Raw genomic sequence first — 13563 nt, 5'->3', positions numbered from 1 at the left:
GCCCGTAGGGCTGCCGGAAGGGTTATCCCCCCTCCACCACCCGCTGCGCGGGCGGTCCGCCTCCCCATTCCTGCGGAACGGGGAGGATAGTGATCAGATCGCCGCGCCGGCCTTCAGGGCCGCGATTTCGTCCTCGCTCATGCCCAGCAGGTCGCCGTAGATCTCGGCATTGTCCTGCCCGATTTCCAGCGGAGCGCGGCGGCGAACCGAAGACGGCGTCGCCGACAGCTTGGGGAAGGTATTCTGCATCTTGAACGAACCCCACTGCGGATGCTCGACGTCGATCAGGGCCTCGCGCGCGGCGAAGTGCGGGTCGGACAGCATCTCGGGCGCGCGGTAGATTTTGCCGGCGGGGATCGAGAATTCGATCATCTTCTCCTCCAGTTCGTCCACCGTCAGCGTGCGGGTCCAATCGGAGATGAGATCGTCCAGTTCGGTCTGGCGCTCGCCGCGTGCCACGTGGGTCGCATAGCGCTCATCGGTGCCGATTTCGGGGCGGCCCATGGCCTGGCAGAGCCGCTTGAAGATCGCGTCCTGATTGGCGCCGATCAGGTACTCGCCGTCGCTGGTGGGATAGACGTTCGACGGCGCGATACCTTCAAGGATCGAGCCGGTACGCTTGCGGACATGGTCGGAAACCATGTACTCGGGCACCAGGCTCTCCATGACCTGCAGCACCGCCTCGTAGAGCGCGCTGTCCACCACCTGGCCCTTGCCGGTGCGCTCGCGGGCGTGGAGCGCGGCCAGCGCGCCCATGCAGCCGTAAGTCGCGGCAAGGCTGTCACCGATGGAGACGCCCATGCGGCTCGGCGCGCGGTCGGGATCGCCGACGATGTAGCGCCATCCGCCCATGGCCTCGCCGATGCCGCCGAAGCCCGCGCGCGAGGAATAAGGCCCGGTCTGGCCGTAGCCGGAAACGCGCACGATGATCAGGCGCGGGTTGATCTCATGCAGCACGTCCGGGCCGAGGCCCCACTTTTCCATGGTGCCGGGCTTGAAGTTCTCGATCAGGATGTCGGCATGGGCGACGAGCTTGCGCACGATCTCCTGACCTTCGGGCACGCGCAAGTTGGCGCTGACCGACTTCTTGTTGCGCGCGACCACTTCCCACCACAGCTTGGCGTCGCCGTGGCCCCAGTTGCGCATGGGGTCGCCGCCGCCTTTCCCGTCGATCTGCGGCGGTTCGACCTTGATGACTTCGGCGCCCATGTCGCCCAGCAACTGGCCGCAGAACGGCCCGGCGATGAGCTGGCCGAGTTCGACCACGCGGATGTCGGTCAAGGCGCCGGTGTTAGGGGTGTCCATGGCGGTCAGGCTTTCTGTTCGATGGTCTGCGGGAACGGGCCGGCACGGCTCACCATTGCGGGAAGGGGCTTGTTCATGACAGTTTCCAGCCACTTGGCGTGGCCGATCGCGGCGGCAAGGTCGTAGCCGGTCGCCACGTCCGAGCGATCCAGCATGTAGAGCAGGTCCTCGGTGGCGATGTTGCCGGTGGCGTTCGGCGCGAAGGGGCAGCCGCCGATCCCGCCGAGCGCGGCGTCGAGCGTGGTCGCCCCCGCCTCGATCGCGGCCCAGGCATTGGCGATGCCGGTGTTGCGCGTGTTGTGGAGGTGGACGCGGACGGGAATGCCGCCGATCGCCTCGCGCACCTGGGTTACAAGGCGCGATACCTGGGCGGGCACGGCGACGCCGATGGTGTCGGCCAGCGCAATCTCGCGCGGGGCCACTTCGGCGAGCTTGCGGGCCATGGCGACGACGCGTTCGGCGGGCACTTCGCCTTCGAAGGGGCAGCCGAACGCGGCGCCGATGGTCACCTGACCGCTCTTGCCCGCTGCCTTGGCGGCGAGCACGATTTCGGACGCGACACCGATGGATTCGTCGCTGGTCTGGCCCTGGTTGCGCATCGCGAAACCGTCGGTCGAGACGCAGACCGCGCCCGCTTCGTCGATACCGGCGGCGAGACCGCGCTCCAGCCCGCGCATGTTCATGACGAGGCCCACGTACGTCAGGTCGCCCCGGCGCGGCAGCATGGCGAGGAGTTCGTCAGTGCCCGCCATCTGCGGCACCTTCTTGGGGTTCACGAAGCTGCCGACCTCGATCCGGCGGGCGCCGCAGTCGATCAGGCGGCGGATCAGTTCGGCCTTGTCTTCCAGCGAGACGAGGACTTTCTCGTTCTGCAAGCCGTCGCGCGGGGCAACTTCGACGATCTCGATCGCGGTCATCGAATGGTCTCCAGTTCGGACAGATAGGTGATGGTCGCCTCTTCCGAGACGACGTCTGCATATTTCGCGTTCATGTCGAAGAGGTTGGCCTTGTGCGGCTCGGGATGGCGATCGCCGCAGGCGTCGGCGACGACAGCGGTGCGGAAGCCGTGCGACATGGCATCCACGCAAGTCGCGCGCACGCAGCCGCTGGTGGACAGGCCGCCGAGGATCACCTGGTCGATGCCCCGCGCGGTCAGCGTCGCGGCAAGCGAAGTTCCGAAGAAGGCGCTGGGGTACTGCTTGGTCAGCACGATCTCGTCCGCTTGCGGTTCCAGCCCCTTGGGCCATGCGCCCATCGGGTTGCCGGCGATGAAAGCCTCGAGCGCCGGGACCTTCTCGAAGAAGCGGCCACCGTCGATACCGCCGGGGTGGTACGTCACGTTGGTCAGGATCACAGGCACGCCCGCTGCCCGCGCGGCTTCACGCACGCGCAGCGCCGATGTCAATGCGTCCTCGACTCCAGCGTAAAGCGGACTGTCTGGCGCGAAGTAGGCTTCGACGAAATCGATCAGAACCAGCGCCGGGAAGCGCCCGAAGCCGGCCTTTCCGCCAAACGCCACGGCGTAATTGTCTTCCAGCGCAGCATTCGCCGCCATTGCGCAAGCTCCCGATGAACCGTCGAATCGACACAGTTACGACAGTATTTTAGTATACAAAAAATCATGCGGTCAACGTAAAACCGCCACATGTGCGGCTTTTCAAGCCAAGTCAGTGCACAGAAATCAATTCCAGCGGCTATGCATGGTGAACTTTCGTGCACGTTCGCGTGCGTCCAGCATCAAGACAATGCGATGTCAGCATGCCTAGAGTGCCGCCACGCGCCACAGGAGACATGCCGTTATGACCGTCGCCGAAGTTCCATCCTCCGCCCTCGGCCCCGTCCTGACCGCCGCCGCATGGCGCGGGGATCGTCTGATGGAGGGCCAGGACTGGGTCTACGAACTCGACGCGGACCAGCTCGCCGAACTGGAAACGCTGGGAAAGCGCTTCCTCGAGGACGACCCTGACCTGCGTTTCGTCCAGGCGGAAGACTATCCGCTGGTCGCTTGCGCCGATGCGGTGAAGGCGTGGCGAGAGGACGTCGATTTCGGGCGCGGCTTCGTGCTGGTGCGCGGCCTGCGTTCGGACCTCTATTCCGATGCGCTGTCGAGTGCGATCTACTACGTGCTAGGCCTGCACATGGGCGATCCGATCCGCCAGAACGAGATGGGCGACCTGCTCGACCACGTCTACGCCACCAGCGACAAGACGATGGACGATCCCACTGCGAAGTCCTCCAAGGTGCGCGACAAGCTGGTCTATCATTCCGACAGTTCCGACATCGTCGCGCTGATGTGTTTGCGCGGCGCGCGCGAAGGCGGGCTGTCGTGCCTGGTCTCAGGCGCGGAGATCTACAACGAGATCCTGCGCCGCCGACCGGACCTTGCTCACCTGCTGCTCGAGCCGTTCCACTGGGACTGGAGGCGCCAGGACGCGGAAGCGCCTGCCGATACCTACACCTCGCCGGTGGTGAGTGTGGAGGACGGGGTTTTCTCGATGTATGCCGGTTCGCTCTATATCGTGACGGCGCAGGAGTACCCCGGCGTGCCGAAGCTGACCGAGGATCAGTTGGAAGTCCTGCGCCTCTTCGACGAAATCACGTACGAGCCCGGCATGGCGATCGCGATGGATTTTCGTCCCGGCGACATCCAGTGGCTGTCGAACTATGCCGCGCTCCACTCGCGCACCGAGTTCTTCGACTGGCCCGAACCGCAGCGCAAGCGCCACCTTCTACGCCTCTGGCTGTCGAGCAAGACCGATCGGCCGGTGGTCCAGGGTTTCGGCAAGAACGGCGTCGTCCAGCACCGTGCCGCGCACCGCGACGGGGTGGAGCATCCCGACGCCCGCTTCTCCATCCGCACCATGTCGGTGCCGAGGTTGCTTTCCTGACCCCTATGCCGGCTGTCACTGCGACTGGCATGGCTTATCTCGCCGCGCTCGCGGTGAGGAGCGATGGGCTCAGGCGTCGATACCCTGCGTCTGCAGCCATGCCCGCGCTGGCGCGAGTGCCGCTTCATGCGCACGCCAGCGCTCGACGGCATCTGCGTTGATCGGCCGCCGAACCTGCGCCGCGCTCGGCGTGGCAACGGCGGCGCGGTTCTCGTGGAAGGCGAGGCAGGCCTCGTCCCACTCCAGTCCGCAATGAGCAAGCATTCGCCGCGTCTCGCCCTCCTGATCGGCGACGAGCGCCTCATAGGACAATTGCAACACGCGATCCGGCCAGAGGCTTTGCCATAACTTCATCAACCGGTCGAAGCGCGCATAGTAGCGTGCGGTATCCATCAGATCGTAGGAATAGGCGTAGTAAGGCGACTGGCTTCCAAACAGGTTCTTGTAATTGCTCCAGATCGTGTCCATCGGATTACGACGCAGACAGACGATCCGGGCATCGGGCAAGGCGCGCGCAATGTGCCCGATGTACAGGAAATTGGCAGGTAGTTTGTCGGTGAAGCGCGGCTTCTGCGCCGCCACGTGATGGGCCGCACGCTCAAGGTAGGCGGCGGCCAGTTCCCCAGCATCGACAGCGACGCTCGCCGCAACGGTTTCGCCGTCGATGACGCGGCGCGATGGAGTACCTGCCAGCAGCTTCACTGCCAGCGGCATCGCCTGCAATTCACCGGCCGCCTCGACGTCGCGATGAGAGGACAGGATGCGATCGACGAGCGTGGTTCCGGTGCGCGGCATGCCGACCACGAATATGGGAGCGGCGCCGCGCCGCCCTTCACTTCTTACCGGCGAGCCCTTTTCGAACACGGTTTCGATTGCGTCGAATATCTCGGCATCCTGCGCGAAATCGTAGCCGATGCTGCGCTTGTGCGCGTCGTTGGCGGCCGACAGGTGGCGGAACGCATCGGCGGAGTTACCGATATCTTCGTGCTCCTTGGCCAGCGCATAGCGAATGCGCAGCGCAGCGTCCGGCTCACGTACCGCCGCCAGCGCCGCGTTCAGCCGGGGGACGTGATTGGCCTGCGCGGTCTGCCGTGACAGGATGGCAAGGGCGTAATGCGCCCGCGCATTGACCGGGTCAGCGGCAAGGATCGTCTCGTAGTGAGCGCTTGCCTCATTGACACGGCCGGTAAAGCCGCTGGCGGCCGCAAGGTTGTAGCGATATTCGAGGTCGTCCGGCTCGGCTGCCACTGCGGCAGCGAACGGCGCGAGCGAGGCTTCGTGATCGCCGAGGCGCGCCAGTACGCACCCGATGGTGTCGAAAGTGCGCGCATCCATCGGCGACAGCGCCATCGCCTCCCGCGCCGCGTCTGCCGCCTCCCCGTCGCGCCGCAGCAGGATGAGCAGCTTGGCCAGTTGGGCAAGATGCTCCGGCTCCGGCCCGCGCGCGACCGCCGCTTCGAGCAGGGGCACCGCACGCGCGATCTGCCCCGCTTCTGCCGCCGCCACGCCAAGCAGGAAAAAACCCGCCGGTTGGTCCGGCCTCGCCTGCGCCAGCGCACCCGCCGCCGACGCCGCGCCCTTCAGGTCCCCCTGTCGCAACGCTGCTCTCGCCTGTGCTTCAAGCGTCATGTGGAGCAACGGTCGGAACGATGGGCTTGGAAGGAAACAATCCGGCGCGACCTCTACTGCTGTTCGAGGCGACGAGCCTACCTGCCGGGTCACGCCCTGACAATCGCCCCGATCACTTCCTCGCTGCTCTCGTCGTCGCAAGGCGGTTCACGGCCAGCGGTCCCGGATCGGGTCCGGGACGACGTCATTGTCAGACCAGTTCCTTGAGCGGCACGCCCGCGTCGGCGAGGCGCCCAATATCGGGCGTCGCACCCGCTTCCACCAGCTTGCGGCCCTGCACGTAGTCCTTGACCATGTTCACGCAGTCCAGCGCCACGACCTTGCCCTGCTTGAGGTAAACCACCGAGAAGCTGCGCCCCTCGACGTCGCCGCGCGTCACCGTCTGGTCGAAGCCCATGTTGATCCCGGCCGTCTGCAGCTTGAGATCATACTGGTTCGACCAGAACCACGGGAACGCCTTGTAGGGCTTTGCGTCCCCGCAGATCGCCTTGGCCACGCACGTTGCCATGTCGTTGGCGTTCTGCACCGATTCCACCCGCATCACCGTACCGCCCGCATAATCGCAGGCGAAGGCCGCGCAGTCGCCGATCGCGTAGACGTCCGGCAGCGAGGTGCGGCAGAACTCGTCCACGTCCACGCCGTTCGCGCCCGAGGCACCTGCCAGGATCAGCGGGCCGACGGCGGGCACGATGCCGATGCCGACGATCACCGCCTCGGCCGGGATCACCTCGCCGTCGACCAGTTTCACGCCCGTTACCCGGTGGCCGTCGCCTTCGAGACATTCGACCGCAACGCCGGTGCGCAGGTCCACCCCGTGATCGCGGTGTTCCTTCTGGTAGAACTCGGACAGTTCCTCGCCCGCGACGCGCGCCAGCACGCGCGGCAGGGCTTCGAGCAGGACCACGTTCAGCCCCATCTTCGACAGCACCGCCGCTGCTTCCAGCCCGATGTAGCCGCCGCCGATGACGACGATGTTCTTCGTGCCCGCATCGACTTCGGCCATCAGAGTGTCGCAGTCCTCGCGGGTGCGCACCGCGTGGACGCCCGCCAGCTCGGCGCCGCCGCACGACAGGCGCCGCGGATCGCCGCCGGTCGCCCAGACCAGCTTGCCGTAACCGAAGGTCGTGCCGTTCGAGAGCGTCAGTTCCTTCGCCTCGGCGTCCACCCTGGTGACTTCGGTGGAGAGCCTGAAGGTCACCTCCTTCTCAGCCCAGAACGTCGGCGGGCGGATGTAGAGACGATCGAAGGTCTTCTCCCGCGCGAAGTATTCCTTCGAAAGCGGCGGCCGCTCGTAAGGATGCTCCGGCTCGCGGCCGATGACGGTGATGGTTCCGGTGAACCCGTTCTGGCGCAGGGCGAGCGCGCACTGCGCTCCCCCATGTCCCGCTCCCACGATGACGACGTCTGATTTTTCCATGGGATCAGTCCTGCAGGAAGGCGATCATGCCTGAGGCCAGTTCGGCGGGAGCCTCCAGCGGTGCAAGGTGTGCAGCCTCGAGCGACAGATGCGCAGCGCCGGGGATCCGGGCAAGCAAATATTCGCCATGCCCCTCGAACGGCGTCGAGGTATCGCGCGTGCCGGTTACCACCAGAGTGGGCGCGGCGATGCCGGAGATACGCTCGGCCAGATCCATGTCGCGGATCGCCGCCCCGCAGCCCGCGTAGCCTTGCGCGTTCATGCCGACCAACTGGCGACGCACGGCCGCATAGATCGCGGGTTCGGCCGTGTCCGACAGAAAACGCCCCATCGCAAGGTCGGCGATGGCGGCCATCCCCTCACCGCGCACTTTCGCGATACGATCGTTCCACGAGGCGTTGTCCATCGTGGCGGACGTGCAGATGGGGATGAGCTTTTCGACGCGCTCGGGTGCGGCGAGGGCCAGTTCCATCGCGATCATCCCTCCCAGCGACACGCCCGCGACACTGAAGCGTGCAAAACCTGCCGCGTCCGCGCCTGCAAGCACATCGGCGGCCAGCATCGCCATCGAAAAGTCACCCGGTTCGGAAATTGACGCACCATGGCCGCGTGCGTCGATCCGCAGCAGCGCGAAGCGGTCGCGCAGGAACGGCAGCACCGCGTCCCACAAATCCATATCGGTGCCGATGGAGTTGAGCAGCACCAGCGCAGGTGCGTCGTCGCGGCCGTCGCGCTTCCAGTAGAGGCTGGCTCCTGCAGCTTGAGTGAAAGGCATAGATCAGTCCTCAGGTGCGATGGTGACACGCAGGCCGTCGAGCGCCGGGGTCATGGCGATCAGGCAGGACAAGCGCGAGAAGTCGGTGCGATAAGCACCGATGGCGGTTTCGTCGCCCGAGCGGGTGACGGCGATCAGTCTGGGCACCTATCCATGTCCTATGAAGCTGGCGTCAGCCGATATCGCCACCAGCCACCGGCAGGACCGATCCGGTCACGTAGCTGGCCTCGTCCGAGGCGAGGAAGAGGATCGGCGCGATCTGTTCCTCCAGCGTGCCATAGCGTTTCATGAACGCCGACGACGTGACTTGCTCCACCGCCTCGGCCATCCACGCCTGCTCCTGCGCGTTGTCGCCCTCGGCATTGCGGGCGACGCGGCGCGCGGGCGCGCTGGTGCCGCCGGGCGCGGTCGCGACGACGCGGATGCCGGCTTCGGCGTATTCCATGGCGAGCGCCTGCGTCATGCCGTTGATCCCACCCTTGGCCGCCGAATAGGGCACCCGGCGAATACCACGCGTGGCGTTGGACGAAAGGTTGACGATCGTGCCAGCGCCCTGCCCCAACATGACCGGCAGCGCCGCATGACAGCAATAGAGCGTCGGCATCAGCGAGCGGCGGATTTCAGCATCGATCTGCGCCGGCTCGAACTCGGCATAAGGGCGCATGCGGATCGCGCCGCCGACGTTGTTGACGAGAATGTCGATGCGCCCGAACGCCGCGACGGCCGCCGCCATCGCCTCGGCCGCACCCTCGTAGGTTTCAAGGTCGCATTGCACCGAGACGGCCTTGCCGCCGTCCGCGACGATGGCCTGCTCCACTTCGGTGACGAAGTCGGCCCGGTCGACGAGGACGACGCTTGCGCCCTCCGCCGCCGCGCGGGTGGCCACACCCGCCCCGATACCCTGTGCGGCACCGGTCACGACCATGACCTTGCCTGCGAACCGTCCTGCGAAGATCACTGCAACCTCCTCAGACGTGGTAGACGTCGATGACCTGATGAATATAGTCGTCCTTGAGAACGATCTTCTTCTTCAGGATCTTCGGGGCGTCTCCAGCCGTATCCAGCGTCAGGAAGGTGGTTCCGAAAAACTGCTGCGTCTGCTGGTAGCGGTGGCTGAGCGTGTGCCAGTTATAGCGCAGGTCGATCGCACCTTCGCGCGTCTCCAGCACCTCGACATTGGCGATGAAGTGCGAAGTGCGCGCTTCAGGCGTGCTGGCAGACGAACGCTCGGTGTTCAGGCGGTAGACCCGGTCCTCGAGCCCTTTGCGGTTGCCGTAGTAGATCAGCGAGATCTCGGTCTGCGGGTTCGTGGTCAGCGCATCGTCGTCGGTCCACGCGGGCATCCAGTACTCGGCGTCCTGCGAATAGCATTCCAGCCATTCGTCGAACTCGCGGTCGTCGAGCAGACGCGCCTCGCGGTAGAGGAACGCGCAGATCTCGGCATAGGACAGCGCGGCGGCGGTGTTTTCCAGAACGAGGGTCATTCCGCAGCCTCCAGCATCGGTTCGGCGTCCTTCGCCATGCCGTCGAGCATGATCTGCGCCCAGAACTCGTGCTGGCGCACGAAGAGGCCCTCGTCCTCGCTGCGCTCGCTGGAGAGCAGCGGGTTCATGCCCATGGCCTTCGCATTGGCATCGGGACCATGGACCCAGCGCGTGGCACCGCGGCTGAGGTCGTTCCACAGTTCGCCCGCACCTTCGTAGGCGGACTGGCAGCTGCGGAATTCCTCGAGGTCGTCGGGCGTGCCCATGCCGGTGACGTTGAAGAAATCCTCGTACTGGCGGATGCGGTGGGCACGATCTTCGGCACTCTCGCCTTTGGGCGCGTAGCAGTAGATCGTGACCTCGGTGGTATGGACGTCGATCGGACGCACCACGCGGATCTGGGTGGAGAACTGGTCCATCAGGAACACGTTGGGATAGAGCGCCAGATTGCGCGTCTGTTCGAGGATGAACTTCGCCTTGTCCTCGCCGAGCCGTGCATCCAGCGCCGCCTTGTGGCTCCAGATCGGGCGGACTTCGGGGTTCAGCACCTGCGTCCAGAGCAGGATATGGCCATGCTCGAAACCGTAGACCCCGCTTGCCGGGGCCTTGGACCAGCCATTGGCGTCGACCGCCTTGGTTCCACCGTCCGCGCGGCGGCCCATGGTGGACTGGTAGTTTTCGTGAACGGAGCTGACGTGGTAACCGTCGCAGCCGTTCTCCATCTGCATCTTCCAGTTGCCGTCGAAGGTGTAGGTGGAATTGCCGGTCAGCAGTTCCAGCCCCTCGGGCGCCTGGTCGACCATCTGGTCGATGATTACCCTGGCCTCGCCGAGATGCTCCGTGAGCGGCAGCACGTCATGGTTCAGCGAGGCAAAGATGAAGCCGCGATAGCTTTCGACGCGGGCGCGCGTCAGGTCGTGCGACCCTTCATGGTTGAAGCTGTCCGGATAGGCGCCGGTGCTGGCATCCTTGGCACGCATCAGCGAGCCGTCGGTCTTGAAGCTCCAGCCGTGGAAGGGGCACACGAAGAGCGGCTGGTTGCCCCGCTTGCGTCGGCACAGCTTGGCGCCGCGATGGGCGCAGGCGTTGACGACGCAGTTGAGGCCGCCATCCTTGGCACGGGTCAGGATCACCGGGGTCCGCCCGATCCAGGTCGTGAAGTAGTCGTTCTTCTTCTCGACCTGGCTCTCATGAGCGACGTAGACCCAGTTGCTCTCGAAGATGTACTTCATCTCGAGTTCGAACAGCGCCGGATCGGTGAAGACGTCGCGGCGGCAGCGGAACAGGCCGGTCTCGGGGTCGTCGACCACGGCGGTCGCAACGCGGCTCATCAGATGTTCGTGCATGATCCTGTCTCCCGTGTTCTGGTCGTCAGACGGTTTCGGCTTCCGGAAGCGCCGTCGCTTCGGCGCGGGTGCGCGAGGAGAAGCCCTCGTCGCCCGCGTCGTGGGCGCGCTGCATCTGGAAATCGAACTGGATGTAGGCGCTGTCGCCCTGGCGGCTGGGCACCGGTAGCAGGCCCTCGCGGGTGCCGAAGGCGAAGTCGTCCGCCGCGAAGGGATCGTCGCCGAAGTTGATCTGCGTCGTCAGCGTACGGTAGCCCGGCGCCTCGATGAAGAAGTGGACGTGTGCCGGACGGTTACCGTGGCGGCCGAGCGCCTGCATCAGCTTATCCGTCGCGCCTCCGGGCGGCACCGAGTAACCGCTCGGCTGGTTCGAATGGAACGCATAGCGTCCGTCGTCGGCCAGCCTGATGCGGCGGCGGTTGTTGAACGGGGTCTGTTCACCAGTCGGGTCGAAGTGCGAATACCAGCCCTTCGAATTCGCATGCCACACGTGGACGACAGCGTCCTTGACCGCCTCGCCGTCGGGTCCGGTCACGGTGCCGGTCATGTGCAGCACGGTGGTGCCCTCGTCGGGGTCGACGCTGAGGTTTACGTTGCCTTCCACCAGCGGTGCACCGGCTACATAGAGGGGACCTTCGATGGTGCGCGGAGTGCCGCCGGTCAGGCCCGCTTCGGCGTCCTTGGCGTCCATGTAGAGGTCGAGGAAGTGCTCGAGGCCGGTGCCGGGGACGATCAGGCCGATCTCGGCCGCGCTGTCCGACAGGTACTTCATCGCCAGCCAGAACTCGCTCTCGGAGACGTCATGCCTGACGATGAGTTCCATCACGCTTTCGGTAAGGTCGCGCACGATCGCCTTGAGGCGCGGGCTGCCACCGCTCTCGTTCACGCCGGCGGCGCGGTCGAGCAACTGCTGGATCTCGGGGGTCTTTACGAAGCTGGTGTCCATTTCATTCTCTCCCGTAATTCTAGGCCCGTTATTCCGGGCGGTGGCGATCAGCGATCGTCGTCATGGATGGAGGAAGGGTGGCGGCACAGCGGCGTCACCTTCATGGTCATGAAGGGGTACAGCGGCAGTGCCATGAGCGTGTCGTGCAGCGCGGTGTTGCTCTCGACGTCGAAGATCGAGACGTTCGAGTACAAGCCGACCTTGCGCCAGATGTGGCGCCAGGTTCCCGCGGCCTGGAGCTTCTGGAAGTAGGCCCTTTCCTCGGCCTTGATCCGCGCCGCTTCGGCGGGATCGAAGCCCAGGGGAATGTTGACGTCCATTTCGACCATGAAAAGCACGGGGGTCAGGCTCCTGCGTTGACGGCGTGAAGGGCGGGCGCGGTCCGGTCGCGCCGGAAGAAGGCGAGTTTGTCCTCGTCGAGGCTGACGCCGAGGCCCGGCGCAGTCGGGACCGCCAGCGAGAAGTCGGCATAGGCCAGCGGCTCGGAAAGGATTTCCTCGGTCTGGAGCAACGGACCGAACAGTTCGGTGCCCCAGGCGAGTTCAGGCAGGGTCGCGAAGACATGGGCCGACGCAATGGTGCCGATCCCGCCTTCGAGCATGGTGCCGCCATACAGGCCGATACCCGCGGCCGTACCGATCGCGGCGACTTCGGCGGTGGCGAAAAGGCCGCCCGATTGGGCGATCTTGAGCGCGAAGACGCCCGCGGCATGGCTCGCAGCGATACGCAGCGCGGAGCGGGGGCCATGAAGCGCCTCGTCCGCCATCAGCGGCACCGCCTGCGTGGTGGACAGCCGGGCCATGCCAGCGACGTCGTCCCCGGCGATCGGCTGCTCGACGAGATCGCAGCCGACATCTGCCACCATCGCCATGCCCAGCTTGGCCTGCGCCTCGCTCCAGTTCTGGTTGACGTCCACCCGCACACTGGCCCGGTCGCCGAGCGCCTTGCAGATGGCGCCGACATGGGCCACGTCGTCGCGCACGTCGCGCTTGCCGATCTTGAGCTTGAAGATGCGGTGGCGGCGCGCCTCCAGCATGGCCTCGCCCTCGGCGATGTCACGCGCGGTGTCGCCGCTGGCGAGCGTCCAGGCCACTGGCAGGCTGCCGCGCACCCGGCCTCCGCCGATCAGTTCGGACACCGGAACCCCGAGCCGCTTGCCTGCCATGTCGAGCAGCGCCGTCTCCACCGCGCACTTGGCGAAGTGATTGCCGCGCACGCACTTGGCGACTTTGGCCATAGTCGCGCCGACTTGCGCGATATCGCAGGTTTCCAGCACCGGGACGATGTAGGTGTCGATCGCGGACTTGATGCTCTCGGGGCTCTCTTCGCCATAGCTGAGGCCGCCGATCGTGGTGCCCTCGCCCAGCCCCTCGACGCCGTCGGCGTCGATCAGCCGAACGATCACCATCGACTGCGCATGCATGGTAGCCATGGCCAGCACGTGAGGCCGGATCGTCGGCACATCGACGATGAAGGTATCAGCGCGGCTTAACATAGCCATTGCAGCGACTCTCCCATATGCTTAGCTTTCATGGGACAGATATGCCTGCGCGATACTTCTATCAAAGATCAATGCGGTCAACACTACATACCTGTTGGGTATATTGCAGCCCGAGCGATGCTAGAGGGAGGGTTTAGATTTCGTGATGGACATGCGCCTCCTGCGTTACTTCGTGGCGGTTGCGGACGAAGGTAACTTCAACCGGGCGGCAGAACGGCTGCACATCGCCCAGCCACCATTGTCGCGCGCGATCCAGCAGCTGGAGGCTCACG

General features: G+C 65.4%; 14 protein-coding genes and 1 pseudogene. 2 read left to right on the top strand and 13 right to left on the bottom strand.

Annotated elements, in window-relative coordinates:
- Window positions 1-93 precede the first annotated feature (93 nt).
- The 3 genes from ACYPYD_RS21250 to ACYPYD_RS21240 are packed head-to-tail and all read right to left on the bottom strand — an operon-like array spanning window position 94 to window position 2860.
- A complete protein-coding gene (locus ACYPYD_RS21250) occupies window positions 94-1305 on the bottom strand; it encodes a CaiB/BaiF CoA transferase family protein (RefSeq protein WP_459665334.1) in 1212 nt (403 codons plus the stop codon).
- A gap of 5 nt (window positions 1306-1310) precedes the next feature.
- The gene (locus tag ACYPYD_RS21245; RefSeq protein ID WP_459665333.1) at window positions 1311-2222 is read right to left on the bottom strand and encodes a hydroxymethylglutaryl-CoA lyase; all 912 of its coding nucleotides are present in this window, start codon (window positions 2220-2222) and stop codon (window positions 1311-1313) included.
- Complete coding sequence (locus tag ACYPYD_RS21240) at window positions 2219-2860, bottom strand: isochorismatase family protein (RefSeq protein WP_459665332.1); 642 nt, start codon at window positions 2858-2860, stop codon at window positions 2219-2221. Before ACYPYD_RS21240 ends, ACYPYD_RS21245 begins: the two co-directional genes overlap by 4 nt.
- 244 nt (window positions 2861-3104) lie before the next feature.
- Between ACYPYD_RS21240 and ACYPYD_RS21235 the strand changes: the two genes are divergently transcribed.
- On the top strand, window positions 3105-4193 hold the full coding sequence (locus ACYPYD_RS21235) for a TauD/TfdA family dioxygenase (protein WP_459665330.1): 1089 nt from the start codon (window positions 3105-3107) through the stop codon (window positions 4191-4193).
- A 69-nt stretch (window positions 4194-4262) separates the two neighbouring features.
- Here ACYPYD_RS21235 and ACYPYD_RS21230 read toward each other — a convergent pair whose 3' ends face one another.
- The 10 genes and pseudogenes from ACYPYD_RS21230 to ACYPYD_RS21185 form a co-directional block, all read right to left on the bottom strand.
- Window positions 4263-5822 (bottom strand): sulfotransferase family protein, encoded by a 1560-nt coding sequence (locus tag ACYPYD_RS21230; protein WP_459665329.1) that lies wholly within the window; start codon window positions 5820-5822, stop codon window positions 4263-4265.
- 190 nt (window positions 5823-6012) lie between these two features.
- Window positions 6013-7239, bottom strand: coding sequence for an NAD(P)/FAD-dependent oxidoreductase (locus tag ACYPYD_RS21225; protein WP_459665327.1), 1227 nt, complete (start codon window positions 7237-7239; stop codon window positions 6013-6015).
- A gap of 4 nt (window positions 7240-7243) precedes the next feature.
- Window positions 7244-8014 (bottom strand): alpha/beta fold hydrolase, encoded by a 771-nt coding sequence (locus ACYPYD_RS21220; protein WP_459665324.1) that lies wholly within the window; start codon window positions 8012-8014, stop codon window positions 7244-7246.
- Window positions 8015-8017: 3 nt separating this feature from the next.
- Window positions 8018-8107 (bottom strand): annotated as a pseudogene (locus ACYPYD_RS21215) (2Fe-2S iron-sulfur cluster-binding protein); the annotation flags it as partial.
- A gap of 79 nt (window positions 8108-8186) precedes the next feature.
- A complete protein-coding gene (gene benD / locus ACYPYD_RS21210; protein ID WP_459665322.1) occupies window positions 8187-8972 on the bottom strand; it encodes a benzoate diol dehydrogenase BenD in 786 nt (261 codons plus the stop codon).
- A 10-nt stretch (window positions 8973-8982) separates the two neighbouring features.
- Window positions 8983-9498, bottom strand: coding sequence for a benzoate 1,2-dioxygenase small subunit (benB, locus tag ACYPYD_RS21205; protein ID WP_459665320.1), 516 nt, complete (start codon window positions 9496-9498; stop codon window positions 8983-8985).
- Window positions 9495-10844: a Rieske 2Fe-2S domain-containing protein gene (locus tag ACYPYD_RS21200; protein ID WP_459665318.1), complete on the bottom strand. Its 1350-nt coding sequence runs from the start codon at window positions 10842-10844 to the stop codon at window positions 9495-9497. Before ACYPYD_RS21200 ends, benB begins: the two co-directional genes overlap by 4 nt.
- Before the next feature lie 25 nt (window positions 10845-10869).
- On the bottom strand, window positions 10870-11790 hold the full coding sequence (locus ACYPYD_RS21195; RefSeq protein WP_459665317.1) for a dioxygenase family protein: 921 nt from the start codon (window positions 11788-11790) through the stop codon (window positions 10870-10872).
- Between the two features lie 47 nt (window positions 11791-11837).
- The gene (catC, locus tag ACYPYD_RS21190) at window positions 11838-12128 is read right to left on the bottom strand and encodes a muconolactone Delta-isomerase (protein ID WP_459665315.1); all 291 of its coding nucleotides are present in this window, start codon (window positions 12126-12128) and stop codon (window positions 11838-11840) included.
- A gap of 5 nt (window positions 12129-12133) precedes the next feature.
- A complete protein-coding gene (locus ACYPYD_RS21185; RefSeq protein WP_459665314.1) occupies window positions 12134-13291 on the bottom strand; it encodes a muconate/chloromuconate family cycloisomerase in 1158 nt (385 codons plus the stop codon).
- A gap of 145 nt (window positions 13292-13436) precedes the next feature.
- Here ACYPYD_RS21185 and ACYPYD_RS21180 point away from each other — a divergent pair.
- Window positions 13437-13563: LysR family transcriptional regulator (locus ACYPYD_RS21180; RefSeq protein WP_459665409.1), on the top strand; the 127-nt coding region annotated here is incomplete at its 3' end.

It is taken from the genome of Novosphingobium sp. 11B (assembly GCF_054589055.1).
This window is presented reverse-complemented; position numbering and strand designations above follow the sequence as displayed.

Coding starts and splice junctions, on each gene's coding strand:
- ACYPYD_RS21200 (WP_459665318.1), bottom strand. CDS start 10,844: ATGCACGAACATCTGATGAGCCGCGTTGCGACCGCCGTGGTCGACGAC.
- benB (WP_459665320.1), bottom strand. CDS start 9,498: ATGACCCTCGTTCTGGAAAACACCGCCGCCGCGCTGTCCTATGCCGAG.
- ACYPYD_RS21250 (WP_459665334.1), bottom strand. CDS start 1,305: ATGGACACCCCTAACACCGGCGCCTTGACCGACATCCGCGTGGTCGAA.
- ACYPYD_RS21230 (WP_459665329.1), bottom strand. CDS start 5,822: ATGACGCTTGAAGCACAGGCGAGAGCAGCGTTGCGACAGGGGGACCTG.
- ACYPYD_RS21220 (WP_459665324.1), bottom strand. CDS start 8,014: ATGCCTTTCACTCAAGCTGCAGGAGCCAGCCTCTACTGGAAGCGCGAC.
- ACYPYD_RS21235 (WP_459665330.1), top strand. CDS start 3,105: ATGACCGTCGCCGAAGTTCCATCCTCCGCCCTCGGCCCCGTCCTGACC.
- ACYPYD_RS21185 (WP_459665314.1), bottom strand. CDS start 13,291: ATGGCTATGTTAAGCCGCGCTGATACCTTCATCGTCGATGTGCCGACG.
- ACYPYD_RS21245 (WP_459665333.1), bottom strand. CDS start 2,222: ATGACCGCGATCGAGATCGTCGAAGTTGCCCCGCGCGACGGCTTGCAG.
- ACYPYD_RS21225 (WP_459665327.1), bottom strand. CDS start 7,239: ATGGAAAAATCAGACGTCGTCATCGTGGGAGCGGGACATGGGGGAGCG.
- ACYPYD_RS21240 (WP_459665332.1), bottom strand. CDS start 2,860: ATGGCGGCGAATGCTGCGCTGGAAGACAATTACGCCGTGGCGTTTGGC.
- ACYPYD_RS21195 (WP_459665317.1), bottom strand. CDS start 11,790: ATGGACACCAGCTTCGTAAAGACCCCCGAGATCCAGCAGTTGCTCGAC.